This window comes from Rufibacter tibetensis (assembly GCF_001310085.1).
Classification (GTDB): Bacteria; Bacteroidota; Bacteroidia; order Cytophagales; family Hymenobacteraceae; genus Nibribacter; species Nibribacter tibetensis.
This window is the reverse complement of record NZ_CP012643.1, coordinates 3,585,745-3,612,718: the sequence shown is the minus strand read 5'-3', so window position 1 is coordinate 3,612,718 and position 26,974 is coordinate 3,585,745. Positions and strand designations below refer to the sequence as shown.

Below are 26,974 nucleotides of genomic sequence, written 5' to 3'. Positions count from 1 at the left end.
AGCAAGGTTAAAAACACTTCGGCTTTTCCTTTTAAGACTAATCAGAAAATTCTAAAAGCAACTTACTTCTTTGGCTTACTGCTCATGTAAAAGGTCAGCTTCCCGCCTTTCACCAGGTCTGAGTGGTTCAATATTGGTTGATTTAAAGTTTTGCCATTCAGCTCCACTTTCTGCACGTACACGTTCTTCTCGCTCTGGTTTTTGGCTTCAATCTGGAAAGTCTTGCCGTTTTCAAGTTGGATGGTGGCGTCTTTCACCGCCGGGCTTCCTAGGGAATACTGCTCAGAGCCAGGTGCTACCGGATAGAACCCGAGGGAGCTGAACAGGTACCAGGCGCTCATCTGGCCACAGTCATCGTTGCCGCCTAAACCATCTGGGGCTGCCTGGTATTGCTTTTTGAGAATCATGCGTACGCGTTCTTGGGTTTTCCAGGGCTGATCGGTCCAGTTATAAAGGTAGGCTACGTGGTGGGCAGGCTCGTTGCCGTGCACGTAGTTCCCGATGATGCCTTCGCGGGTGATGTCCTCGGTGTCTTTGAAGAATTCATCCGGCAGGTGCATGGTGAAGAGCGAGTCCAGGTGCGGCACGAACTTGGCGTTGCCGCCCATGGTCTGGATTAACGCGGTGGGGTCTTGCGGTACGTAGAGGCTGTAGTTCCAGGCGTTGCCCTCAATGAAGCCTTGGTTATGGGTACTCAGCACGTCGAACTCCTTTTTGAAGGTGCCGTTGCTCAGCTTGGGCCGCATGTACCCGATGCTCTTGTCATACACGTTCTTCCAGTTTTGGGCGCGTTTACTGAATTCCTGGTAAATATCCTGGCGACCTAGTTTCTGCGAGATTTGCACAATGCACCAATCGTCATAGGCGTACTCCAGCGTCTTGGAAACCGAGGAACTGTTCTTGTCTTCGGGCACGTAACCCAGTTGCATGTAGAAGTTCAGACCGTCGTAATAGCCTTGGCGGGCAGTGGCTACGCAGGCATCCAGCGCGCGGTTGGCGTCTCCGGAGTAGGTGCCTTTCATAATGGCATCTGAGATGACCGACACGCTGTGGTACCCGATCATGCACCAGTTTTCGTTCGCGTGGTGCGACCACACGGGCAGCATGTTGTGCACACTCTGGTCATAGTGCGCCAGCATGGACTCTACCATGTCGGCGTTGCGTTTGGGCTGCACCACGTTAAACCAGGGGTGCAGGGCGCGGTAGGTATCCCAGAGCGAGAAGGTGGTGTAATTTGTGAAGTTCTTGGCCGCGTGGTTGTTCTGGTCCAGGCCGCGGTACTGCCCGTTCACGTCCATGTAGGTGGTGGGGCCGAGAAAGGTGTGGTAGAGCGCGGTGTAGAAGTTGATGTAGTCGTCTTTGGTGGGCAGGGTGGCGCGTACTTTGCTCAGTTCCTGGTTCCATTTCGCCTGGCTCTCGTCTTTCACGCGGCCAAAGTCCCAGTGCGGAATCTCGGCGCGCATGTTGGCCAGAGCGCCTTCGGTGCTCACCGGCGACAAGGCAAATTTCACTTTGATCTTCTCCCCTTCCATGGTCTTGAAATCGAAGTAAGCGCGGAGCTGTTTGCCGGCCATTTCGGGGAAGTTCTTGGTTTGGTCAAACTTGCGCCAGAAGCCGCGGTACACCTGGGCCTTGGAGTAGTCTTTGTTGCCATATTGGTGAAAAGGCTTCGAAAACGACATCGCAAAATACACCGTGCGGGTACGTGCCCAACCGTTCGTCTGGCGGTAACCGGTAATCAAGGTATCGTTCTCAATGCGAAGGAAGGTCCAGGTGTTTTTGTCTTCGTAGTTGTAGATGCCGTGCATCAAGTCCAGAATGATGTGCGCCTCGTCTGATTTGGGGAACGTGTACTGGTGCATGCCCACGCGGTTGGTGGCCGTGAGTTCCGCCTGAATGTTGTGGTCGTCCAGTTGAACGCTGTAGTAAGCAGGCTCCGCGCGTTCATTGGCATGAGAGAATTTGGAACGGTAGCCGCTTTCGGGTTTGGCCTCGGTGCCGGGGTTCAGCTGTAGTTTGCCGGTGGTGGGCATGAGCAGGAAATCACCCAAATCGGAGTGACCGGTGCCGCTGAAGTGCGTGTGGCTGAAGCCCACAATAGTGGGATCATCGTACTGGTAGCCCGCGCAGTACTTGTACACGTCTTTGTTGTAGCCGCCGTTTACCTCGTAAGGAATAGTATCGGTATCTGGCGAGAGCTGCACCATTCCAAAGGGCGCCGTAGCTCCCGGATAGGTATGACCCATCTTGTGCGTCCCGATAATCGGGTTCACCCAGCGGACTAAATCATACTTCGGTTTTTGGGAGAAGGAAGTAAAGTGAAGTAAAAGAAAAACAGGCAACAGAAGCTTTTTCATGTAGTTGGCCAGCCATTGAGGGTTTGCATCCCTAAAGATAGAAGTTCCCCTGAAACTGCGGTAGAAATCCTCTAATCGCTATTAGCCCAATCCATGACTTCCTAAATTCCTTCTCTCCTACTCCTTTTCCCTTAGCTTTTCGCCCTCTCCTTTTTTGGTATGCAGAGTGGCATCCTGATTCAACCCCAACTCTTCCTGAATTCGAGGCGAAGAACCTTCAGGCGCTTTTCCCACCATCATCCTAACGTAACGAATCCCATCCTGCACATTGGCCCAATGATGAGCGGGTGCTTCAAACCCGTAAGCACGGTACTTACCAGGAGTTACTTTTCCCTTCAGGCGGACGAACGTTTCAAAACGCTGCACCCAACCAGAGAAGGACGCCATAAATTCATTTTCCTGGATCATATCTTCCGCCTGGTTCTCACTGTACTTGCGGTCTTTGCCAGTGGTGCAATAGGTCCACAGCTGGTCTGGCACCTCTACCCCGCCGTAGCGGCTTTGCCATACTAAAGGGGCGTACGCGTCTCGCATGTGATCAAAAGGCTCTTTCTCAGGATCAAAATAGTGTTTGTGGCGCAGTAGTTTCGGCCTGCCGGACTCATCCATTTCGTCCCCACCCTCGTCACCGTAACAGAAAAAGGCGGCAGTCCGGCCTTCCAGGTGGTTCAGGCTCATGGTTTCCCACTCTTCAGTGTGCTCCAGGGCCATGGCTTTCTCAGGGTTCTTGTGTTCTATGGTTTTCTCGTCGGGGTTGCCGCCGTTCATGCATACCAGGCGGTCAAACATCAGCTTCAGGTTACTGGTGGGCGCGTACCAATTCACCGGTCCTATAATGGCCCAGGCGTCTGCCATGTCTAAGCGGGAATACAGGTCCAGGTCCCATAGGAGGTCAGGCTCTTTTTTGCTGTCTTTCTCATAGCAGTTGCAAGGCCACACGCACAAGGCCATAGACGTAGACACGCAGGCATTGCAGCTCTGGATTCTGGCCCGGGCGTACACGTTTCCTAAATCTTCATAGTCTATTTCCCAGTCCTGCGGCAGCATTTCGGCCATCTTCAACATGAGGGTGCGCGACTTACTGTCTACCCCCGGACAATTGTATTGTCGCCTGTCAGACCCGGAAATAATCATGATTCTGAAAGGCCTTTTGTCAGGCGAAAGCGCCGCATTTTTATCGTCTGGTCTCATAGGTACATGAATTGGAATGCCTTAAAAATTAACCTGTATAACCCCCGTTTGTTTAAGCGAAGTACCTTTTACTACAGCTTATGTTCCCGTATCAACTTTTTATACAAAGCCACTAATCTCCGCTGGGAAAACCCCAGGTAATAGAGGCTCCAGATAAGGTAGAAAATGCCTTGCATCCGGAACACTCCGTTCTCTACATACTTTCTGGCCGAGGTAACCACCACATCTGGCAGTACCCTGAACGTTCCCAGCTTTTTCAGACGATGGATGATTTCCTGGTCTTCCATAACCATTAAATCTTCCCTGAAGCCACCGCTTTTTTCAAATACTTCTTTTGTTACGAACAGACTTTGGTCGCCAAACCTAAGGCTATTGCAATTGAACCGGGTGAACCAGGCATTCGCTCTTAGAAACCAATGCGGGTAATCAAAGGCCAACCGAAAACAACCGCTTTGTGCCCCTTGTCTGTAAGTGGCCAGAATCTGGTCTATGAAACCTTGGGGTGGAATACTGTCTGCATGCAGAAAATAAAGGATTTTGCCTTTTGCCTGAGCCGCGCCTTTGTTCATTTGAATTGCCCTTCCTTTTTGAGCACTGTGTATCACGGTAGCGCCAAACCTTTCTGCAATTGCCCCGGTGCCGTCAGTGCTGCAGCCGTCCACCACCAGTATTTCCAGACCATGCCCCCCGGAGGCGGCAATAATCCGACTGATGGTTTGCCCCACCTGTTCGGCTTCATTGTAGGTAGGTACTATAATGCTAATCATGCCTTTTCAGGTTGGGTATGACCTAATTCTTTAAGGCCTCAGGAGAAGCTTGCCTGTAATGTCCTTCCTGCTTTCGTGAATATGTAAAAAGACAGCAGGCAATGATATCTTACTTAAAAACTCATGTTGGTAGGTGCTGCAAAAAAGGTTGCCAAGCCTGTTTCGCCTGGAAATTCTGCATACCAAGACAGGCAACTGATAAAGTACTGTACGGAAGGAAGTAAGGAATTGATTTCTACTTCAAGGTAGGCACATTCCTTTCTGAATCCTTACCCTTTGCTATACCCACAGATACCAACCTCCATACGCATAGGCATCTTTCTTTTTGCCATCTTTAACTAACCAACTTCCTTCATCTGACAAAACGTTTACATGTCTACACCTCACTTAGAACGCCGCCTGGGGCTGGCGCAAGCCACGGCCATTAACATGATTGACATGGTGGGCATTGGGCCATTTATTACCCTGCCCATGGTCATTGGCATGATGAACGGTCCCTACTTTCTGTATGCCTGGATTGCCGGAGCCGTGCTGTCCATTGTGGATGCCATGATCTGGAGCGAGTTGGGTGCCGCCTTCCCCAAGGCGGGCGGGAGCTATAACTTCTTGAAAGAAGCCTACAGTGAGAAAGGCGCGGGCCGGTTCATGAGTTTCCTGTTTGTGTGGCAGACCATGATCCAGGCCCCACTGGTGATTGCCTCGGCGGCCATCGGGTTTGCTTCTTATTTCTCGTACCTGGTTCCCCTGACAGACATCACCTCCAAACTGGTGAGTGGCGGCGTGGTGGTCTTGATTGTGGTATTGCTGTATCGAAAGATAGAGTCCATAGGCAAAATCAGTGTGCTGCTGTGGGTGGGCGTGCTACTCACCATGGCCTGGATTATTGGTGGCGGACTGGCGAACGGAAACTTCCTGCAACCCCTGCGCGAGATGAACGAAGGCCTTACGGTGAACTACGGCTTTGTGGCCGCCATCGGGTTTGCGAGCGTGAAAACGGTGTACAGTTACCTAGGCTACTACAACATCTGCCATTTAGGGGCCGAAATCAAAAACCCGACCCAAAACATCCCGCGCAGCATGTTCTACTCTATTGCGGGTATTGCGGCACTGTACCTGCTCATGAACATAAGTGTGGTGAGCGTGGTGCCGTGGCAGGAAGCCAAAGACAGCGAGTTTGTGGTGAGTTTGTTTATTCAGCGGCTGGCCGGGAATACCGCTGCTACCATTGTCACCGTCCTGATTCTGTGGGTAGCGTTTGCCTCGGTATTTTCGGCTACCTTGGGGTACACCCGCATTCCGTACGCCGCCGCGGCCGATGGCGCTTTTTTCAAGGTCTTCGCCCGTCTGCACCCCACCAAACATTTCCCACATTATTCTTTGCTGTTTCTGGGCGGCGTAGCATTTGTTTTCAGCATGCTGTTCCGGTTGAGCGATGTGATTAGTGCCATTCTGGCCATGCGCATTCTCATCCAGTTCATGGGCCAAGGCGTGGGCTTGCTCCTCCTCCGGAAGAACCGCAGCAAGGAAGATTTCCCATACAAAATGCCGCTGTTCCCGCTGCCGGTGATCATTGCCTTGCTCATGTGGGCGGGTATTCTGCTGTCTACTGGCCTGACCATGGTAATCTCGGGCTTGGTAGTGATCACGTTGGGAGCCATCGTTTATATGATCAAAGCAAAGGTAAACCACGAGTGGCCGTTCAGAGCTGAGGCTCCAAATCCCGATTTAAAAAATCAGCTCTTTCCTTAAGTTTTCTTTTCTGCCCGGTTTAGAGCTCTTTTCGTAAAAAGAGGTTCTAAACAAAAAGTAACAATTACTGCTATGACATACAGAGAACTAGGGAATACCGGCGAAAGGCTCTCGGCGCTGGGGTTAGGCTGCATGGGCATGAGCCAGGCCTACGGCACCCGCGATAATGCGGAATCTATCGCCACGCTGCACCGTGCGCTGGAACTGGGCATCAATTTCTGGGACACCGCCGATGTCTACGGACCGCACCACAACGAGGAACTCATCTCGCAGGTGCTGGTGCCTAACCGCGACAAAATTTTCATCGCCACCAAGTTCGGGTTCAAGCAAACTGCAGACGGAAAGATGGATTTTGACGGCTCCCCTGCGTACATGCGCACTGCCGTGGAAGGCAGCCTGAAACGCCTGAAGGTAGACGTGATTGACTTGTACTACGCCCACCGAATAGACCCTAATGTACCGGTAGAGGAAATGGTGGGCGCCATGGCCCAGCTGGTGCAGGAAGGAAAAGTGCGTTACCTGGGTTTGTCAGAAGCTTCCGCCGCCTCCATCCGGAAGGCCCACGCCGTGTACCCCATTGCCGCCGTTCAGTCTGAGTACTCCCTGCTCACCCGAGATGCAGAGCAGGAAGTCATTCCGTTGTGCCAGGAACTAGATATTGTGTTTGTGCCTTTCAGTCCCTTGGTACGTGGGTTGGTCACCAATACTGTGAGCCTAGAAAGTCTGCCCGAGGGCGATATGCGAAAGTCTCTGCCCCGCTTCCAGAACCAGGACAATTGGGATAACAACCAGAAACTGGCCCAAGCCTTCGCAGAATTTGCGGCAAACAAGAACTGCACTCCGGCCCAACTGGCTTTGGCGTGGGTACTAGCCCAAAGCGAAACCATCATTCCCATCCCTGGCACTAAACGCAGAAAATATTTAGAGGAAAACGCCGCCGCCGTTGACGTGCAACTCTCCATGGATGACATCAAAGGATTGGAAGATCTTCTGGCCAGGTACCCGCACGTGGGCGAACGCTACAATCCGGAGCAGTATAGATTGGTAAATAATTGAAGGGTTTTCCATTCAGGAAAACAGACAGGCAAATACTAAGAACGGATTCTCCCCTTGAGGGGAGATAAAGAGGGGGTGTTTACTCAGGAGTACACGCTTAGCTGACAATGGTTTTTCTAAACCAACACAGGACATGTGGAAAGAAATACATCCCTTTGCAAACAAATAAGCAGATGTAAACACCCCTCTTCGCTCCCCTCAAGGGGAGAATCACGTTTTATGAATGCTTAGACAAATTGGTTTTGCTTTAAACTTACTTTCATCAAAACAGCTTTGAAACCATGATTTTTTATGGCACCACTACAATCTTGCCTCTAGTATGATGGCTGGCTATCTGGGCAAGGGCTTCGCCAGTTTGATTTAAAGAGTATGTTTTACTCACGTGTACTTTCAACTTACCGGCCTCAGCAATTTCCCGCAGGTGTTCCAGCTCCGTGGAGTTAGGTTCTACAAAGACATACTGGAAGTTGATGCTTTTGTCCAGGTCTTCGCCGGTGTTCAGGATTGAGACTAGCCTGCCGTCGGGTTTAAGTGCAATTAGGCTTTGCTGGAGGGTATCACCGCTGGCGGCGTCAAAGATCAGGTCCACCCCGTCTGGGAACAGCTCTTTCACCGCCTCGCCTACGTGGGTCCCATTGTAGTCTATAGTATGGTCAGCTCCTAACTCCTGCATGAAGGCGTGGTTCTTCTGGCTGGCTACTCCTATGACGGTGGCTCCTTTCCATTTGGCCAATTGAATGCCCAGGTTTCCGATACCACCTGAGGCACCCAAAATCAGCACCGTTTGTCCGGCTTGCAGTTGCCCGGCATCAAACATGGATTGGTACGCCGTGAGGCCCACCAACGGAATGCCGGCTGCTTCTTCAAAACTCAGGTTCTTGGGTTTAGAAGCCAGGTAACTCTCTGGAATCACCAGGTACTCGGCAAAGGTGCCCTGCTGTACAAGAGGTCTTCGGGCATAGGCATATACCTCGTCTCCCACATTAAACCGGCGGGCACTGAACCCTCGGTCTTCCACCACACCGGCTACGTCCCACCCGGGAATAACCGGAAACTGCACAGGTAATTTCCCACTCAGCCAACCGGCCAGAACGGCATTGTCTACGGGGTTCACCCCGGCCGCTTTCACGCGCACCAACACCTCGCCTTCCTGCAGTTCGGGGATTTCCAGTTCTCCAATCTTTATCTTTTCTGGCCCGCCAAACTCGTGGTAGAAGGCTGCATTCATCTTATTTGCCATGGCTATTCTGGGTAAATGATTGTGTGTAAAAAAGTACCTGCCTTGTGAATTTCCCTCACAAGGCAGAATCACTTTGTACCCCGTTTACTGGAAAGGGGTTCTAAAAGAATGGAATATTAAGCGCCCCGTCTTCCTTAAGAAGTTGTGCGATTGAACTTACTTTTGGGGAAATGCCCCGTAAACGGATACTGGAATTGTGGGATGCCCCTCGGGAGGTGTCCGTTCTGTTTACTACCTTTACTTACCTAACGCGTACTCCCACCTGCTCCAGACCTAAGCTGAAGGGCTTTTTCCAGGGCGAAGCACCATGATTATATGAGCACCCAAATAGAAAAATTAGAACCTACTGCCTTGTGGCAAAACTTTGCGGACCTGAACGCCGTGCCCCGCCCTTCCAAGAAAGAAGAACGGGTGATCAAGTTTATTCAGGACTTCGGGAACAGCCAGGGGTTTGACACCATCACAGATGAAGTGGGCAACGTCATCATCCGGAAAGCGGCTTCGCCGGGCATGGAAAACCGCCAGACCGTGGTGCTGCAAAGCCACCTGGACATGGTGCACCAGAAAAACGCCAACACCGAGTTCGACTTCAACAGCCAGGGCATTGACATGTACGTAGACGGCGACTGGGTCAAAGCAAAAGGAACCACGTTAGGCGCCGACAACGGCATTGGCGTGGCCACCCTCATGGCCTTGCTTGTCTCCAGAGATATTGCTCACCCGCCGCTGGAGTGTCTGTTTACCATTGACGAGGAAACCGGTATGACTGGTGCCATGGGCCTGAAAGGCGGCCTGCTTACCGGCACTATTTTGCTGAACCTGGATACCGAAGACGACCGCGAACTTACCATTGGCTGCGCGGGTGGCGTGGATGTAACCGCGACTGGCTCTTACAACGAAGAGCACATTCCGTTTGACTTTGCCGGCTACCGTCTCAGCATTACCGGTCTTACCGGCGGCCACTCGGGCATGGACATTCATCTGGGACGGGGCAACGCAAACAAGCTCATGAACCGCATTCTGTACCAGGCGGCAAGTAAATTCAATGCGCGCGTGTACAGCATAGACGGTGGCAGTCTGCGCAACGCTATCCCCAGAGAGTCGTTCGCTGAGGTGGCCGTACCAGAAGCCAAAGCCGAGGTTTTTGAGCAGTTTTTGTTAAAACAAGCCGAAATCCTGCAATCAGAATATTCCCTTACCGATCCTAATTTACAATTGCAGGTAGAGCCAATTGATTTGCCTGAGTTCGCGATATCCTATGATTTCCAGAACCAGTTGCTGCGTGCGCTGTACGCTTGTCCTAACGGAATTTACCGCATGAGCCCAGCCATCTCTGGACTGGTGCAGACTTCCAACAACCTGGCGCGCGTGCTGGTGAAAGACGGGTCTTATTCCATCCAGTGCCTTACCCGTTCGTCTGTAGATTCAGAAAAAACAGATTTAGCCCAAGCTATCCAGAGCACCTTTGAACTGGCAGGCGCCAGCGTAACCCAGAAAGGATCTTACCCCGGCTGGACTCCTAACCCAGATGCTACCATTGTGAAAACCATGACTAACCTTTACAAAGAGTTATTCAACGAGGAACCGCACGTGAATGCGTGCCACGCCGGGTTAGAATGTGGTATACTGGGCACAAATTACCCGCAGATGGAAATGATTTCCTTTGGGCCTAACATCACAGGCGCCCATTCCCCTGATGAGAAAGTGCAAATCAGTTCCGTTCAGAAATACTGGTCCTTCCTGCTGGAAACCTTAAAACAGATTCCGGTTAAAGCGTAGGTTAAGAATTCTCACTCCCTAAAGAAAAGACCTCACAGAATTCCAGACTCTGTGAGGTTTTTTCTACTTAAGGTTTTATCGGCTCCTTTTCCTAAAGCCCTGTCAAAACAATACTCCATGTCACAGAAAGAAGATCACCTCCCCCAATTTGTTCCCCAGGAAAAGGCTACCTTATCTGAGCTGCAGCACCAGTTCAACGCCAGTATCCAGACCATAGATCAGCTCAAAATAAAACTTGCGGAGCGGGAGAAAATTATAGACCAGGCACGGGCAAGGGTGCAGAAAGAGGTGCAACCGCTGGTGCGGGAAATGGTGACTCATCGGGTGGCCATGGTGCAGCTTCTGGATGAGGCCTACCACCAGGAAGACTTCCCTCGGTTAGAGAAGGAGAAACTGGAAGCTTTTATCAAAGACCAGGCTTCTATCATGGTGCACCATTATGGCGCGGAGGAATTAGCAGAACTGCTGCAGCGGTATGAAGTGCCTACTCCTACCAACTCAGAAGCAAATGCGTCTAAAGTAAAGGAGGAAACGCAGAGCCTGCTCAAAAACGTGCTGGGGCTGGAAGTAAACCTGCAAGACCTCTCAGACCTGGAAGCGTTCCAGGCCAAGCTGGACCAACAGATGCAGGAGGAACAGGAGAAACGGGAGGCCCAACGCACCCAACGGCAGAAATCCAAAGCCCAACAGGCTAAGGAAGCGAAAGCAAAAACCCAGTTGCAGAGCATTAGCAAAGCCAGCCGTAGATTATATACTACCCTTGCCAAACTCCTGCACCCCGACCGAGAAAGGGACGCCACGGCCCGCCTCTGGAAAGAGGAAGCCATGAAGAAAGTAACCATCGCGTACCACCAGGATGATTTCTTTGAGTTGTTCAGGCTGCAGCTGGAGTTTATGCAGGAACAGGAGCATGTCTTAAAGCAAGTCCCCGAAGACCAACTCACGTATTACGTCCAGCTTCTGCAGGAACAAATCACCGAATTAGAAGACGAACACAGCAATTATTACATGGGGCAAGATGCGCACCTTTACCATGATTTTGGGGGCACGCCCAAACAGATGGAAGCCAAGTTCAGAAGTGCAAAGAAAGGCTTGCGCGAGGAAATCCAGCAATTAGAGTACGCCCTCAATGATTTCCAGGACCCTGCTGCTGTATTAGATTTTCTGAAGAGGCTTTGATGCTCTTTTTTGAAAAGGACATTAAAAGGCAACTACTTAGTCTCTAAATGGTTACTTAGTTAAAAACTTCTACAAAAACTCCTTTCCAGCGCTACTTCAATCACACCTGCTAACCAGAAGTGCTTCGGTTACGTATATAATTACATTCCTATATCTAACCATATACATACTATGAACACGAATGATGGAATGAACACCCACGAGGGTGAATATAGAACAAGAGGTACCTGGAACGAGATGAAGGGTAAGATGAAAATGGCCTACGGAGACCTTACGGACGACGACTTAACGTATGACGAAGGTCAGGAAGATAAATGGCTGGGAAGACTTCAGCAAAAGCTAGGGAAAACCGAACATGAAATAAAATCCTGGTTACGGTCCTTATAGGTCTTCTTTTCCAAATAAATCCCCAACTCAGCCTGTTCGGTAGAGTGGGGATTTCTTTTTTGCCCTTAGAGCACAAGCTTAAATCTAATTTGCTTTTAAGTAGCTGTTCATTAAGTTGCCCCTGTTTCTTTTTCGTAAGAATCTAATTGAAAAGGAACATACTTAATCCCCACCCAATGTAGATTCATTTACACGTCATACTTCTTCGAATAACGTTCAGAAACAACTTCTTCTTAGGCATGCCCCCATCATTAAGTTGGAAGCTAGTCAGAAGTACAGGTGCTGAAATGAAACAATCCTGAGGTTACATTACCTGCCGTTCTTATCAGATCTCTGCAAAAACTTAGCAGAAAGAAATTTCACTCCAAAGTGCATAAAAAAGACCTGCTTTTTAGGAGCAGGTCTTTTTTATGCACTTATAAATAGATTCTTATTTGGTTTGGGCAATTTGCGGCATTGGATGCTCCTTTGAGAAAGCGATGTATGCTTTCTTTTGGTCTGCGGTTAATAAGTCCATAACAGCGGCCATGTATTTCTCATTGATGGCCTCTTCCTCGGCTTTGTTTTTTCTTACTTCTTCTCTTCTGGCTTTCTCCAATTTGTGGATTTTAAGGTATTCAGCCTCGTTTAACTGCAACGCGTTGGCAATTTCACGGGCAACGGCTGAAGAAGAAGGAACCGTATCTGCTAGGGATACACCTAGCAAAGAGAAAGAAAGAACAATGGTTAACAGCGTAGATTTGATTTTCATATAGCTTCTTTTAAGTTTTTGCTTTAAATATTACTTTAAATGTATTTATTTTAAATAGATTAAGACAAATATATCACATCTTTAATTTAATCCAAGAATTTCACCACAAAATACTTAAAATTTATTTTCAACAGGATTTATATAAGGATTTATTGACCATTTACTCTGAGTTAGCTGTACAGATACTGTAAGGTTCCTCTAAGGTCTTCAAACACATGATGATGCCTAGGCAAGATCAAAGCAAAGCTGATTTGGGTTTTACTTTTATGACATCATTAAAAGATGACAATAAATTTGAAATGAGTACCCCTGTTTACCTAAGCTCATTAGTGAGTTAATAAAGGGAGTTTGAGTGAGGCATCTATGTGAGGGGGCTTGGGCTAAGGTTTGCTTTCTCTAAAGCTTAATTCCTGTTTTCGCCCGTTCTGGCAGTTGATTTAGCCTCTTTGCTTGTCTACTATTGCTGCTCTTCTCCCTGTTAAAATTGGGGCTTACCTATCTCCTACTAGGGTTGGCTCCAACTATAGGCTGGCAATCTGTTGATAGGATCATTGCTGGAATAACCTTCGCTAGTATGACCATGAGTCCGGCAGACCAGGTAGGCAAAAGTAAACCGAAGAAAAGGCAATAGGGAAAAGTGTAAGTGGAACAAAGCGAGGATAACCTATTCTCTTGGTTCTATGGGCTTGATGGTGGCTGTTATGTAAGGCAGATTAATCAGGTATATAAATCCTGCTTTAGGTCAAAACATTCTGTCTTTTATATGTCTGCTCCTCATGACATATACCTTTTTCTATTTTTCTACATTAATTTACGGGCACTACTTGCCTGTTAGGGCTTTATTAACAGTAATCAGCAGGATGCTTGCTTTTAGGCCCCATTCCGCCATGATTTACAGGCAATGCCTGCTTCGTAGGCCACATAGCAGACGCATTTATCACAAGAGGAAGCACCTGCCTTTGCCCAGCCTTACAGAATAGTCAGAACATTCTCGGGTGGACGCCCAATTACCGCTTTGTCTCCGTTGATCACAATGGGCCGCTCTATCAAGACCGGATTTTCTGCTAATACCTGCAACCATTCGTCCTGGGTTAGGTGTTGGCCGGCATAGCTTTCTTTATAAAGCTTCTCTCCTTTTCTAATAATGTCTTCCGGCCCCAGTTTCAACTTCTCCAGCACTTCTCTCAATTCTTCTTTGGTAGGGGTGTGGGTAAGGTATTGCACAATCTGTACCTCCTGTCCTTGCTGTTGAAGCAGATCCAGCGCCTGTCGGCTTTTGCTGCACCGGTTATTATGGTATATAGTTATCATTTCAGAAGTTTAATAAAAAACCAACTCAGCGATGTCTTCAAAGATAAACGTACAAACGCAAATTTGACTATTGCTCTTCTACTTTATCATATGATGCTACACAAGGCCAACTACCTGTATGCTTTTGCCTCATCACCAATAAGAAAGACTAAATTATAACATTGCAGTACAACTAAACAGAGAAAGAGCCCACTGTTACTTTAATCAATACATAACTTCAACAAACTCAACAAAGTTATATATGGCTCAAAACTTACAATAAGAGAGCCTATCAATTGCCTATTTCCAATTACAATTCTCTACTCTCTTTTGCTGCTAAAGATTGAAGTTTTGTAAAATCTTAGTTTAAGCGGACATATTGCCGTTTTCTAAAACCTTTTTATTTGAAAAAGAAGTATAACAAAACTACAAAGAGCATTTAACAAACTGTATAAATCAAAGACAACTCAAAAACTTAGTCTTAAATCTTATTTCTAAATAAATCAGCTATCAAATACATCTAACTCCCCCATCATAAAAAATTATATGGATAGAATGGTTACCCCCCTGCACCAAACTTCTCTTTATAGAATTAGTTTATATCCTCAATACTGTATTCTTAAACTCACCTGGAATCATCCGCCAACTTCGCAAGAATTTGAAAGAGGCACCATGCAATTCCTGAAACAGGTACACCTTCATCAGGCTAAAAAAATACTGGTAGATAGTAGTCAGCGTGGCGATTCAGCACCCCAAGATTTACTTTGGCTTACCCACCAGGTAGTGCCTATTCTTTGTGACGAGGAAGTACAACAACTTGCCTTGGTGGTACCGCACAATCCGCACCACGCCCGTAACCTGGAAAGCTGTTTAATGACTTCAGAGGTTTGCTATGACCTCCAATTCTTTCACGCTTCCGCAGATGCTCTGGATTGGCTGCGCTGCTATGCAGGCACGTTCAAAGGGAGATCGGTAGCTTGATCTATACTTCTCGACTATAGTCATTCCCAATACATGGGTGTTTTGAAGCCGTCTGACCAAAGGAGCCTCAAAACACCCAGGTCTAACTACCCACGTCATAATTTAAATGGTGACACCAAAGCTCTTTATGCTTCACAAATTATTTACATACTCCTCTTCTACAGGACACAAACCCGTGGTTATTTCTTCCAAGGTTGATCTGTGACAGGTATAGGGCTTGTAGCGATACACCCGTATCTTTGGGGACTTTACCGTAGACCTTAGTACAACCATCATGCTTTATAGTTTCACCAATGACTACAGCGAAGGCTGTCACCCCAACATCCTTCAAAAATTAACCGAATCAAATCTTACCCAACAGGCCGGGTACGGCAACGATGCTTTCACCCTGGAGTCAGTAGCTGCAATTAGGGGACTATGCGGTAAGCCAGACCTGGATGTGCACCTGGTGGCGGGAGGTACGCTGGCCAATCTGATTGTCCTGGGTGCCTTCATGAAATCTTATGAGTCAGTCATATCGGCGGAAACCGGGCATATCAACAACCATGAGGCTGGGGCCATTGAAGCAACTGGGCACAAGATTGAAACAGTGGCTACCCCAAATGGAAAACTTCGTCCCGAAGATATAAAGCCTCTCATCAACAAATTCCCCGAGTACCATACCGTAAAGCCCAGAATCGTTTACATCTCCAATTCCACTGAGATTGGGACCATTTACAAAAAGCAGGAACTGGTAGAATTGTCTGCCTTCTGCCGCGAGAACAACCTGCTGTTATACATGGATGGAGCCAGGTTAGCCATGGCTTTATCTGCCAAAAGCAATGACCTTACCCTCGCCGACATTGCTTCTTTAACCGATATCTTCTATTTGGGAGCCACTAAATGCGGCGGTTTGATAGGCGAAGCTATCGTAATCACAAATGAGGCTCTCAAAAAAGACTTCAAATACTACATTAAACAGCGGGGCGCGCTTATGGCCAAAGGAAGGCTGTTCGGTATCCAGTTTGCCGAATTGCTAAGAGACAACCTTATGTTTGAGTTGGGCAACCATGCCAATGAACTGGCCCAGCGCATTGCCCAACACTTCCAATCATTAGGGTTCACCTTCTTAACTCAATCAGAGACAAACCAGATTTTCCCTATCCTGCCAGATTCCCTCATCCAGGAACTCTCTAAAAAGTATGGGTTCTTTGTCTGGAAGAAAATGCAGGAAGGCTATTCTGCCATCAGAATTATTACTTCTTGGGCCACCCCAGACGAGTATGTGGACCAGTTCATTCAAGACGCCACTGCCCTTTCTGAGCAGGTAAAGTAAAAATAAAGGGACGATCCATAACCCGTTTAGAGGCTGTTTCGGTAAACCAGCCTCTAAACGGGTTTTCTGTTTTAGGACTGGCCAAGTGAACTTTGCAGGTATAAATTTTGAAAGCTGAGCAGCACCTACAGCGGCTCAGCCCCGGCTATTCTCCCCTTGAGGATTGCCCAAACGTGAGTTTTAGGCAACGAGCGTAGCTCACGAAGAGGGGTGTTTACACCTACTAATATGTTTGTAAAGGAATAAGATTTCATGGACTGTTGTATTGGATAGGTAGGGTGATAATCATCAATGCGCTTCCTCCTGTGTAAACACCCCCTCTTTATCTCCCCTCAAGGGGAGAATCCACTTATCATAGAGGTGAACATGGTTACAGTATATCGAAATCACCTCATGCGGATGGGCCCTACCCTACACCTTCAGAAATCAACCTTCCAGTTGGGCACCCCTATTTCCGGCTTAATTCCTGAAAAGTAGCTTTACAGCCCGAAAAGGAGAAAGTGAATAGGGGCAGCATTCTAAGTTCCTGTCAGATAGTGGGAAATGAAGCAGACTACAGCCCCCAGAAAGGCACCCGTCTTCATCCTGAATCAGTCAACTTAATTCCTTTTACGTGTATGAAAACTCTTGTGAAACCCCTGGCTTACCTCATAGCCCTTGCGTTCTTTACTTTTGCCTGTTCAGAAGATGGTCATGAGCAACCACAGCCTCAACCCGGCAAAGCCGTAAATGAGTGGGGGCAGTCTATGCTGCAGATTGAACAGATTGCCATTGAAATGGAGCAAATAGCCCGCGGCACGTACCCCAACGGCAGCAGGTTTCTAGCCTGCTCTTCGGTGCAAAATGAAGCTACACCTGAAGGATTGGAAACCACCTTCACGTTCTCCGGTACTTCCCCTTGTGTAGATGGCAAAACAAGAAGCGGCAAGATCATCATGTTCACCAGCAACAATACCAATCTGGAAAGAATTATTTACCTGGATAACTACCTAGTGAATGGTACCCGGCTGGAAGGTGCATTTGCATTCCAGTTGATACAAGTACCCGGTAAAGCATCGGTGATCAGAATGGTGAGCAGCAACGCCCAGGTAGTGCCCACCACCGGAGGGTCTTACAGATACTCTTTAAACCGGGTAACTCACCTGAAAGAAGGTGCCGGTACCCCTAATGACACCTCAGATGACGTGGTGGAAATCTATGAAGGTGAATACAGCTGCTTCAAACACAACGGTGCATTTGAAGCCTCTCTGGTTACCCCAGTGGTGGTAAAGAAAACCTGCAATGCTGCGGACAATTTAAAACCAGTACAAGGCAAAATTCAGATGGAGATGACCACCGGCCAGAAAAGCATTCTCAATTTCGGGAACGGCACTTGTGCTGCCCAGCCGTTCGCGGAGTAAAGCTGATGAAGAAATTTTATCCTTAAGGCTGGTAGTTCAATTTGAGTCTGAACTACCAGCCCTATCCTTGCCACCTTCCTCCTACTTCAAACTCCCTTGGGCTGCAAACCAGTTCTTAGCTCCTTTTCCAGAATCAGCCTTAAAAAAGAAAGTTTGGGTTCCTCACCTCATCATTTCTTCTTGAAATCCGTTACATCTCAATTCATTCCTAATTTCTAGAACATGACTCAACGCGAAGTAACCGATCAAGAGAACCTCACCTGGACCTGCGTGCAAGCCTATGCTGGTTTACAGGGCAAAGCCGGTGAGAAGGCCGCCGAGATATCTGAAAGCGACGAAGGTACCGTAACGGTGGTGTGCACCCCCAGCGGACAGGCCCAAACTGTACGCCTGAAACTGCCCAGCAACTGGCTGGAAGAAACCTCAGACGAGGAACTGCTGGAAAAGATTAAACAAAAGCGGTAGAGTTTCATTAGCTGAAATCTATTCTCAATATCCTTCCATTCTAGTAGCAGCGGGTAACCTGTACGTCTGAAAAACAGGCTATACCGCTGCTTTTTAATTCAGTTCTTGATCGTATTTAAACGGCAGTTTGCTATCTGTATTTGTACGGCACCCGTAAAACGATAGAGCAACTTATATATAAGCAAATATTTTGCTGAATCGGCTAAACTTTAGGTTCAGCAAGTGGTTACTTCCGAAATAGGTCTTTCTCTTTTTAACGTAAATGAACGACGAACCACAACACCTGAATGCGGCAATCCCAGATTCGCTCATTCCTGCCAATGACCAGGATAGGCTTAAAGCCTTGTACCGGTATGAAATTCTAGACACCCCCACTGAAGCTTTTTTTGATAAGATTACCGCATTTGCTAAAAAGGTTTTTGAAGTATCCAGTGCCTTTATCTCGCTTGTAGACTTAGACCGGGTGTGGTACAAATCTAACCTGAGCAGCCTTAAGGTTTCCTCAGTGAAGCGCGAAGACAGCCTTTGCTCCATCACTATTCTGCAACCAAAAGGAGTGACCGTTTTCTCTGATGCCCAGCAAGTACCGCGCCTGCTTTCCAGTCCGTATGTGAAAGCTAAGGGTGGCATCAGGTTTTATGCCGGGGCACCACTTACCACCCATGAAGGATTAAACCTGGGCACCGTGTGCGTGGTTGATGACAAACCCAGAACCATCACCGAAAAAGAAAAGGAAGTATTACAGGACCTGGCCGAAATAGTAGTAGAGCAACTGGAGCTTAGGGCAGCCTCCCTTAGATCTGTTAGAAAGCATGATGAACTTCATGGCGGGGCCGTGACCGAAATCCTGCAGCCCCTGGAGCAACTTTCAGAAACTTTACAGGAAGTTGCCAAAGACAGTTCTTTATCTCCTTCTGCAAAGCAACTGCTTTCAGAAGCCGAAGAAAACAGCCAAAATATCGTGCATAACACCCAGGCCCTGCTGCTGGAGTCTTCCCAAGCCGATGACCCTTTTCTCCTACACCCAGAACCTGCTTCTATTGCTGAAATAGCCAGAAATACGGTCCAGGAGTTTGAACCCATTGCCGCGGCAAAACAGCAAGACATCTACTTCATGGTGGCTACTGGTAGGGTGTTGCGGGTAGATCCGGCCCTCATGCACCAGGCGTTTAGCAACTTGATCAAGTTTGGAATAAGCTACTCTCCGCCCTCCTCCTTCATCGCTCTTGACATCTTTGAAGCAGATAACATCCTACATGTGGAATTCACCTATGACCACCTTCATTTATCTGATCAGGATATAAAGAAAGTGTTCCTGCGGTACGCCAAGCTGAGCATTCAGCCTACGGGTAATGGGGCTTTGTCTGGCGAAGAAATGGCCCAAGCCAAAAAGATCATTGAGCAGCACAAAGGCACCATCAACGCCAAGTGTTTTGAAGAAGGAAAATCCTGTAAAATAGTGGTTGAATTCCCCATCACTCATATGTAGGGTTGTTCTGAGGGGCGGTTCCTGTTTTTTGACCTTTTTATTAAAAGAAGCTCTTAAACAGAAACCGCCCCTCAGATATTACAAAAGGATTAAGAACAACCAGTACATCACAAAACCCTGCGTTCCTGAAGGAATTATTTTTAGCTTTAAGGCAGTGAATTTTCTGTTTTTAAGCACGTTCCATTCTTCCTTCACTTTTATGAACAAACATCTCGCGGCTTTCCTTCTTCTGTGGTGGGCGAGCCTTTCCTGGGTGCAGGCCCAGCAAAACCGCAACCTGGTTCAGGTCACTGATCTTCTTAAAATCAAACAAGTAGGAGCCGTGGCGCTCTCGCCAGATGGCAAACAGGTAGCCTTTACGGTAACCACCATTGAGCCAGACCCCGAAAAGAAAAACGATTTCCGGTACAATACGCAGTTGCACCTGCAACCCGCGAACGGAAGCCAACCACCACGCCAGCTCACGTACGGCAACAGCAACGCCACCCAGCCCACCTGGAGCCCCGATGGCAAGCAACTGGCCTTTGTGCGCGTGGTAGAAAGCAAGCCTCAGATTTTTCTGCTTTCCTTTGCCGGTGGCGAGCCTCTTCAACTCACCAAATTTAAATACGGTGCCAGCCAACCCCGCTGGAGCCCCAATGGTCAGCAGTTGCTCTTCACTTCGGGCATCGCGTTGAACGAACTCCTGACTGATTCTACCCTGAACCCCACCCGTGATCTGCCTAAATGGTCGTATGAAAAGCCGGGTTTCTTTCAGAACGAGAACCTGCGCACCAATACCGCCAAACCTAACCCAGACGGTACCCTGGCCGAGATCAGAGGCTACCTGGACCAGAATGAGAAAGACCAGAAAGCCAAAGTCATCAACCAACTGCGCTTCCAGGAGGAGTCTACCACTTCGTCTACCCTCAACCTCTCGCACATTTTCATCATTGACGCCAAACCCGGCGCCACTCCCAAAGACCTTACCGCCGGATTCGTGTCCAGCTCCAACGCTGATTTTCTGCCCAACGGCAAACAGATCATCTTTGATGCCGCCTCTGATGAAACTGAGAACCCTACCCGCTCGCAGGAAAATGCCATTTACCTGGTCAACACAGACGGTACCGGCCTGAAACAACTCCTCGGCAAAAAAGGCATGTCGTACTCTGGCAGCACCATTTCACCCTCGGGCAAATGGCTTGCGTTCCAGTACAGTATCGCAAATGAGGTTAACATTCCTAAACTGGGCTTACTGCCCGTGAACGGCAACCCGTCTAACCTGATTACCATTCCTTACGACCGCAACAAAAGCAATCTGGTTTGGAGCGAGAATGAGAAATACGTTTACTTCACCTCTCCCTCTAACGGTGGCGTGCTTTTAAACCGCGCCGATGTAAAGAATAAAACCGTGGAGCGCCTCACTGACATGACAAAAGGCGTAGGTGCCTTTGACCTCCGGAAAGATCAATTGGCCTACGTGCTCACCGAGGTTGCAAACCCTAATGAATTGTACGCGGCTTCGGCCGAGGGTAAAAAGCCACACCGTCTTACCTCTTTCAACCATGAATGGGTAAGCCAAAAGAAACTGAGCCAACCTGAGAAACACACCTTCACCAACGCCAAAGGCCATATCGTAGAGTATTGGGTCATGAAACCCACCAACTTTGTGGAAGGCCAGAAATACCCGCTCCTGTTAGAAATACATGGTGGACCTACCGCCATGTGGGGCCCTGGCGAAAGCAGCATGTGGCATGAGTACCAGTACTTCACCTCCAGAGGCTATGGTGTGGTCTATGCTAACCCACGCGGTTCGGGTGGTTACGGCGAAGAATTCATGCGCGCCAACATCAAAGATTGGGGTGCTGGTCCGGCCAGTGACGTGTTGACCGCCCTGGACAAAACTGTGGCCCAAGGCTGGGCCGACACCTCACGCCTGGCGATTACGGGCGGTTCTTACGGCGGCTACCTGGTTTCCTGGATTCTGGGTCATGACAAACGGTTCAAAGCGGCCTGTTCGCAGCGCGGCGTGTATGACCTGAGCACCTTCTTCGGGGAAGGAAACGCCTGGCGGTTGGTGCCCAACTACTTCGGCGGGTATCCTTGGGAAGAAGCGCACAAAGGCATCATCCAGAGCGAATCACCTCTCACCTACGTGCAGAATATCACCACTCCGCTCATCATCTTCCACGGCGAGAATGACTTGCGTACCGGTGTGATTCAAAGCGAAATGCTTTACAAAAGCCTCAAAGTCCTGAACCGCCCGGTTGAATACGTGCGTCACCCCGGTGCCACACACGAAATCACCCGCGCCGGGAACAACCGCCAACGCATTGACCAGATGCTGCGCACCTACGAATTCTATGAACGGTATTTACAGCCGAAGCAATTGTAATCAGATACCATGTCCAGAAACAGAGAGGCCACTACCGCAAGGTCTCCCTGTTTGTTGGCGTGCATGATATAAATTAAAAGCTAAGGCTTTCAAAATGAAAGGGAGACCTGTACTTCTAAAATATTGCATACTCTCTATTGCGATATTCTTGATTACGCCCTTGATTGTTGATTTGATTCTTCAACTCTTCATGGACACAAAAAGTAGTAGTTTCACCTTTTACATTAACTTATTAGAGGCCATAAGAGAGAACAAACTCTTCGTATTTATTCAAACCCTTGTGGGTATTGTTTCTATTTATTTTCTAGGTAGGTTTGCTGAAAAGCAGATAGTTGAACACAAGAGGTCAAGTTTCTTTATTGGTGCCTTAACATTGCTATCGCTTTGGTTGATCTTGTTCTTGAGTTCAATGTTATTCGCAGCAGTAGAAAGTACGGGTCCCTTTCAAAAATATGGTTTTTGGTCTGTCATCATTGGATGGTTGCTTTTTGGACTTCCTCAGTACACCATTTATGGTGTGTTACATGGATTAACCATGGGCTACCTAGTAGGAAATGAAATAAAGAACAGGGGAAGTCAAAAATATAGACACTCTAACCATTTTTACTAACGTATCAAAAACCGCTTAGCCACTAACTTCTGCATCACGCGGATGCTATGAAGGAATGTTAGTTATAGAGGTTTTCTTTATTCATTTACAAATTCAAGATTTATGCTTCAAGGCATTTTTCACCAAAACACATCCAAAACAAGAAGAGCGGCCTTAAGGCCGCTCTTCTTGTTTTTAGATAGCTGGGTCAGCTGGGGTATTAGGATTGTTTAACCGTTCCTGATCTGGGTACGGGTAGTAATTCCGGTTGCGTTCTGCGGTGGAAGTGGGGGGGCCAGGACGGTTGAACCTGCGACTGTCCTCCCATTTCAGCCCCGTCAGGTACAGTTCGGCGGATCGTTGTTTGTATACCTCTAACAACAAAGCCTCTCGGGTAACGGGTCCGCTGTAGGCGGGCAACCCAGCATGTATGCCAAATGGATCGCCTGACGTTTGGGTTCTGACCTGGTTAATCTGGGCAAGGGCTTCGTTCAGGTTACCGTTACTTCTTAGAATAGCCTCGGCTTTGATCAGTTTAATCTCATCTGTGAGGTACACCGGAATATTAGACGTTAGGGTTGAGAAGAAGCCGCGTAATGTTTTCACCGGGTCCCCGTTCACCACCGCATCTGGGGTAGTCAGGTAAAAATTGTAGCGGGCATCTCCGGTTTCAAACAACTCCTGTGGCAAACCAAACCGGTCACGGGGCCTGAAGTAGTTCAGGACAAAGATTGTGTTATAAATAGGATTCGGGCTTAGGGTGCTGTACACGTACTCTGATTTCTTGGTCAGGTCTACCAGGTTGGCGTTGGTAAGAGCTGCCGCATAGTTCCCGGCAAACAGGTTGAACCGGGCATTGTAGGCATAGAGCGTATTCTTCAGGTCAAAAGCCGTTCCAGCCACCAGGGTGGTAAATTCCTGCGAGGCAGGAGTGGCGTTCAGTAATGCAATTCCTTCCTCTAAATGCGAGATGGCAGCGGCCAGTACTTCAGCCCTTGGCTTGAAGGTTACAGCCCCGGTCCTACTTGTTTCTGTATTAGCTTGCTCAAAGGAAAGTGCCAACGTACCCAGTGCCATGGCTTTGAAGAGGTGCGCTTGAGCCAGAATTCCACTCAGGGTGCCACCGGTCAGGGTTTCTATGGTAGGTGCACTCTCCAGGATCTGCTCGCTCATGCTCATGGTGCGCTGCATTCTGGACCAGATATTGAGAATATTGCCGTTAAACGTGGGCAATGCAGAACCTCCCGCCTCTAACTCCAGGATATTGGTGAAGGTAGCTATCCCTTTCAGCTCACGCCCGGTTACCGCAGGGTAGAGGTAAGCTGCTTCAATTCCTGCGGTGGAGTAGAACTGGCGCAGCCCCACGCTGTAGGCAATGATACCTTCACGAGAAGTCAGCACCTCCAGGTCACTGGCGGCATTGGGATTGGGGATGTCCAACTCACAGCCGCTGGTCACCAACAGACTGCAGGCCAGTACCCCTATCTTTAAATATGTTCTTATGTTTTTCATGGAAAATCAAGTTAAGTGATAAAGGAGACTAGAACGACACGTTAATACCCAGCGCATACGTTCTGGGGATGGGCACCTCCACGAAGTCAAACCCGCGCACGGCCGTGGTTTGCCCGGCGGCATTTATTTCAGGATCATAGCCGCTGTAGTCGTCAATGGAGAACAGGTTGCGACCGGCTAGCGTCAACCGTACCTTTCGGTTCCCCAAGAAAGCTGGGGCAAAGTCATACGACATTGAAAGCTCTCTCAGCTTGATGAAAGAGCCGTCTTCAATGTAGTTTTCGAAAATACCGAACAAAGCCGCCGAAGTTCCTTTGGGTACTTCTCCTCTCAACTCCCGTTCATAACCTGCCAAGCCACCATAAAAATCACGCTCCCCTACCCTTCTGGTGAAGTTGAACACATCAAAGCCGTAGGAGGCATCAAGCTGGGCCCGGAACGAAAGTCCTTTACCTACGCTAACTTCGTTGATGAAAGAGCCGGTCCAGTCCGGGTTAGGATCGCCAATGACTTTGCTTCTGGTAGCGCCGGTAGGCTGACCCGCCGCCGTACGACCCACCCTTTCTGGTTGTGGCAATCCGGCTGGGGTTAACAACAAAGAGCCATCTTCATTACGGGCAAAGTACGTGCTGTAAAAAGACCCTATGGGCGAACCATTCACTGCGGCCACCTGCCCGAAACCACCAGCAAAGGTGAGCAAACCGCCTGGAATGTTGTTGAGTTCATTCCGGTTTCTGGAGTACGTGATGGTAGAAGTCCACTTGAAGGTTTCACTTTGAAAGGGAGCCCCTGTTACCAGTAATTCAAACCCTTTATTACTCAAGGTCCCGATGTTGGCGTACTGGTTCACAAACCCCGTAGAAGGCGCCAAACCTACAAACAGCAACAGGTCTTTTACATCTTTCTCATAGTAAGAAAACTCAAAACCTAGGCGCCCTCCCAGCAGGCTCATGTCTACGCCATACTCGGTCTCGGTTTGTCTTTCTGGCTTGATGTCTGCGTTTCCTAACTGGGTAGAGGAAATCACGCCTGGCAGTCCGGGCAAAGAAACCGGGTTGTAGTTGGTGTATCGGTCATAAGCTCCAATCGCCGTTAAGTTACCCGCCTGTCCGTAAGAGGCCCTTATCTTCAAGGTAGGAATAAACTTGCTGATGGGTTGCCAGAACGTTTCATTGGAAATCAGGTAACTACCGCTCACCTTAGGGTAAAACTGCCACCGGTTCTCCTGCCCAAAAATGGAGGAAACGTCATAGCGTCCGGCTCCGGTCAGGAACAGGCGGTCGCCAATGCCAAAGGTTTGCTGGGCAAAGAAACCCAAGATGTTGATATCGCTTCTGTTCTCGCTGGACAGTATGGAAGCCCCGCTGTTGATGGTTTGCGCAATGGGCCCTAACTGGGTTGCGGAGATACCGGTTGAGTAGTTTTTCTCTACCTGAGCCGTGGCCCCGGCCCCAGTTGTAGACTCTAACCAATCAGCTAGTCTGGTTCGGTAAGAAATGTTAAGGTCGTTGTTCACCAGATAAGAGGTTCTGTCTGCCCTTCGGGAAAACCCCGCATTATAGGAGGGCGTGGTGTTTCCTACCGGAATAAAACCAGTCGCGATGGAAGTGGCATTGTCGTAGCCAAGGGTGTAGTTAATGTTCAGTCCATTTATAGGGGTCAGCATCACCTGAAAATCTCCAATAAAGCGGTTCGTTCTCTGCCGGAAATCAAACCGGTTGATGGCTTCCAAAGGGTTGGTTCTTCTTAAGATAGACGTAGGTGCCGTAGACGGGTACACCCCATTCACCGGATCTGGGTTAATGTGGTTGTTACTAAATATGAAGCCGGTAAGCGCCCCGTACTGCTCCAGTAACCCCCCATTCGGGATTTCTTGGCTGGTGCTGATTACGTAATTGGCTCCTAGAGAAACAGATAACCAGTCATTCATCTTCTGATCAATGCGCAGGCGGCTTCCACCCCGGTTAAACTCAGTATTGTCCACAATGCCCTGGTTTTTGAGGTAATTACCACTCAGGAAGTATTGGGTATTGGCACTTCCCCCCGAAACAGACACGTTGTTTTCGGTACCGTAGGCTGTCCGGAAAATGCGGTCCTGAAGGTCATAGCGCTGCACCGGCTCCTGCCTTAAATCAGTGGCCGTGGTATTCACAAACCGGAACGGATAATCATTATACTCCAGCTTCTTCCGCAATTCGCTTACCCTAAACTGGGTGGAAACTGCCACTTTGGGCTTGCCCTCCTGCCCTCGTTTGGTGAAGATCTGCACCACCCCATTACTGGCCCGCGAACCGTAAATGGCGGCCGCTGCCGCGCCTTTAATGATCTCAATGCGGTCAATATCAGCAGGGTTGATGTCTACTAACCGGTTCTGGGCATAGCCACCCAGGTCAATCAATTCAGGCGAGCTGTTGTTGATGATAACGCCATCTACAATGTAGAGGGGGTCACTGGAACCTACCACGGTACTGGTACCGCGCAGGCGCACACTAATGCCCCCGGCAGGGTTTCCTGAGTTCTGGGTGATCTGGGCACCTGCCACTTTCCCGGCCATAGCCTGGTCCACTGAGGTAGCCACACTGTTCTCCAGCGCTGCCGCAGAAACGGTAGAGATGGCGTTACCGAGCTGTTTCTTGCTAGTAGCCACCGAAGTACCCGTTACCACTACCTCATCCAGGCCCACTATGTCTTCGCTTAATTGTACATCCAAAGTAACTGAGGCCCCACCACCTAACGTCACGGTTCTGGTCACCGGACTGTACCCGATATAGGTAAACGTGAGGGGGTATGAACCGGCCGAAAGGGTAGTCTCCAGGCTATACCTGCCGGTGGCATCTGTGGCGGTGGCATTGGCATTGTTGCCACTCTGGAACTTCACCACCACACCCGGTAAAGGCGTTTTGGTACGAGCATCGGTCACCAACCCCGTTACAGTGTATCCTGCATTCTGGGCTAAAGCGGGCACCTGACTTAGCATGTTTAGCAACAGCATGCATAAGAAAACTGCCTTCATCTCAGCCCACTTCATTGAGTACGTTTTTCTCATAAGTGATTTGGTTAGAAGGAAACAAAAAGAAGCATTACAGAGGAGAAGCCTGTACAG

General features: G+C 48.8%; 20 protein-coding genes. 12 read left to right on the top strand and 8 right to left on the bottom strand.

Annotation, left to right across the window (positions count from 1 at the left end; all coding sequences use genetic code 11):
- Positions 1-62: 62 nt before the first annotated feature.
- The 3 genes from DC20_RS14770 to DC20_RS14760 all read right to left on the bottom strand — a co-directional run bounded on the left by DC20_RS14770 (position 63) and on the right by DC20_RS14760 (position 4,315).
- Positions 63-2,357, bottom strand: a complete 2,295-nt coding sequence (locus tag DC20_RS14770; RefSeq protein WP_062544542.1) for a GH92 family glycosyl hydrolase — start codon at positions 2,355-2,357, stop codon at positions 63-65.
- 117 nt (positions 2,358-2,474) lie between these two features.
- The gene (locus tag DC20_RS14765; RefSeq protein ID WP_071885474.1) at positions 2,475-3,548 is read right to left on the bottom strand and encodes an NAD(P)H-dependent oxidoreductase; all 1,074 of its coding nucleotides are present in this window, start codon (positions 3,546-3,548) and stop codon (positions 2,475-2,477) included.
- Between the two features lie 71 nt (positions 3,549-3,619).
- A complete protein-coding gene (locus tag DC20_RS14760) occupies positions 3,620-4,315 on the bottom strand; it encodes a TIGR04283 family arsenosugar biosynthesis glycosyltransferase (RefSeq protein ID WP_062544541.1) in 696 nt (231 codons plus the stop codon).
- Positions 4,316-4,687: 372 nt separating this feature from the next.
- Here DC20_RS14760 and DC20_RS14755 point away from each other — a divergent pair, with 372 nt between their 5' ends.
- Positions 4,688-6,064 carry an APC family permease gene (locus DC20_RS14755; protein WP_062544540.1) on the top strand — a complete coding sequence of 459 codons (1,377 nt, stop codon included), beginning with the start codon at positions 4,688-4,690 and terminating at the stop codon, positions 6,062-6,064.
- Between the two features lie 72 nt (positions 6,065-6,136).
- Positions 6,137-7,120 (top strand): aldo/keto reductase, encoded by a 984-nt coding sequence (locus tag DC20_RS14750; RefSeq protein ID WP_062544539.1) that lies wholly within the window; start codon positions 6,137-6,139, stop codon positions 7,118-7,120.
- 289 nt (positions 7,121-7,409) lie between these two features.
- On the opposite strand, the gene DC20_RS14745 is transcribed toward DC20_RS14750, so the two are convergent.
- Positions 7,410-8,360 carry an NADP-dependent oxidoreductase gene (locus DC20_RS14745; RefSeq protein ID WP_062544538.1) on the bottom strand — a complete coding sequence of 317 codons (951 nt, stop codon included), beginning with the start codon at positions 8,358-8,360 and terminating at the stop codon, positions 7,410-7,412.
- Between the two features lie 315 nt (positions 8,361-8,675).
- On the opposite strand from DC20_RS14745, the gene DC20_RS14740 reads away from it, so the two are divergent.
- From DC20_RS14740 to DC20_RS14730, 3 genes are all read left to right on the top strand, one after another.
- Complete coding sequence (locus DC20_RS14740; protein ID WP_062544537.1) at positions 8,676-10,139, top strand: aminoacyl-histidine dipeptidase; 1,464 nt, start codon at positions 8,676-8,678, stop codon at positions 10,137-10,139.
- A 117-nt stretch (positions 10,140-10,256) separates the two neighbouring features.
- Complete coding sequence (locus DC20_RS14735) at positions 10,257-11,318, top strand: hypothetical protein (RefSeq protein WP_062544536.1); 1,062 nt, start codon at positions 10,257-10,259, stop codon at positions 11,316-11,318.
- A 171-nt stretch (positions 11,319-11,489) separates the two neighbouring features.
- Positions 11,490-11,705, top strand: a complete 216-nt coding sequence (locus tag DC20_RS14730; RefSeq protein WP_245652218.1) for a CsbD family protein — start codon at positions 11,490-11,492, stop codon at positions 11,703-11,705.
- 430 nt (positions 11,706-12,135) lie between these two features.
- Here DC20_RS14730 and DC20_RS14725 read toward each other — a convergent pair whose 3' ends face one another.
- Complete coding sequence (locus DC20_RS14725; RefSeq protein ID WP_062544535.1) at positions 12,136-12,456, bottom strand: hypothetical protein; 321 nt, start codon at positions 12,454-12,456, stop codon at positions 12,136-12,138.
- 969 nt (positions 12,457-13,425) lie between these two features.
- Positions 13,426-13,767: an arsenate reductase (glutaredoxin) gene (gene arsC / locus DC20_RS14720; RefSeq protein WP_062544534.1), complete on the bottom strand. Its 342-nt coding sequence runs from the start codon at positions 13,765-13,767 to the stop codon at positions 13,426-13,428.
- A gap of 651 nt (positions 13,768-14,418) precedes the next feature.
- Here arsC and DC20_RS14715 point away from each other — a divergent pair.
- The 7 genes from DC20_RS14715 (at position 14,419) to DC20_RS14680 (ending at position 22,380) form a co-directional block, all read left to right on the top strand.
- The gene (locus tag DC20_RS14715; RefSeq protein ID WP_062544533.1) at positions 14,419-14,727 is read left to right on the top strand and encodes a hypothetical protein; all 309 of its coding nucleotides are present in this window, start codon (positions 14,419-14,421) and stop codon (positions 14,725-14,727) included.
- A 274-nt stretch (positions 14,728-15,001) separates the two neighbouring features.
- Positions 15,002-16,042 (top strand): threonine aldolase family protein, encoded by a 1,041-nt coding sequence (locus DC20_RS14710; protein ID WP_062544532.1) that lies wholly within the window; start codon positions 15,002-15,004, stop codon positions 16,040-16,042.
- Between the two features lie 617 nt (positions 16,043-16,659).
- Entirely contained in the window at positions 16,660-17,442 is a 783-nt protein-coding gene (locus DC20_RS14705; RefSeq protein WP_157593171.1) for a hypothetical protein, read from the top strand.
- 222 nt (positions 17,443-17,664) lie between these two features.
- Positions 17,665-17,907 (top strand): hypothetical protein, encoded by a 243-nt coding sequence (locus tag DC20_RS14695; protein WP_062544529.1) that lies wholly within the window; start codon positions 17,665-17,667, stop codon positions 17,905-17,907.
- Between the two features lie 262 nt (positions 17,908-18,169).
- Positions 18,170-19,396 (top strand): GAF domain-containing sensor histidine kinase, encoded by a 1,227-nt coding sequence (locus DC20_RS14690; protein WP_062544528.1) that lies wholly within the window; start codon positions 18,170-18,172, stop codon positions 19,394-19,396.
- Positions 19,397-19,595: 199 nt separating this feature from the next.
- Positions 19,596-21,770 carry a S9 family peptidase gene (locus tag DC20_RS14685; RefSeq protein WP_062545974.1) on the top strand — a complete coding sequence of 725 codons (2,175 nt, stop codon included), beginning with the start codon at positions 19,596-19,598 and terminating at the stop codon, positions 21,768-21,770.
- Positions 21,771-21,864: 94 nt separating this feature from the next.
- Positions 21,865-22,380: a hypothetical protein gene (locus DC20_RS14680; protein ID WP_062544527.1), complete on the top strand. Its 516-nt coding sequence runs from the start codon at positions 21,865-21,867 to the stop codon at positions 22,378-22,380.
- Positions 22,381-22,554: 174 nt separating this feature from the next.
- On the opposite strand, the gene DC20_RS14675 is transcribed toward DC20_RS14680, so the two are convergent.
- Positions 22,555-23,871, bottom strand: a complete 1,317-nt coding sequence (locus tag DC20_RS14675; protein WP_062544526.1) for a RagB/SusD family nutrient uptake outer membrane protein — start codon at positions 23,869-23,871, stop codon at positions 22,555-22,557.
- A gap of 28 nt (positions 23,872-23,899) precedes the next feature.
- The gene (locus DC20_RS14670) at positions 23,900-26,917 is read right to left on the bottom strand and encodes a SusC/RagA family TonB-linked outer membrane protein (RefSeq protein WP_062544525.1); all 3,018 of its coding nucleotides are present in this window, start codon (positions 26,915-26,917) and stop codon (positions 23,900-23,902) included.
- Between the last annotated feature and the right edge of the window lie 57 nt (positions 26,918-26,974).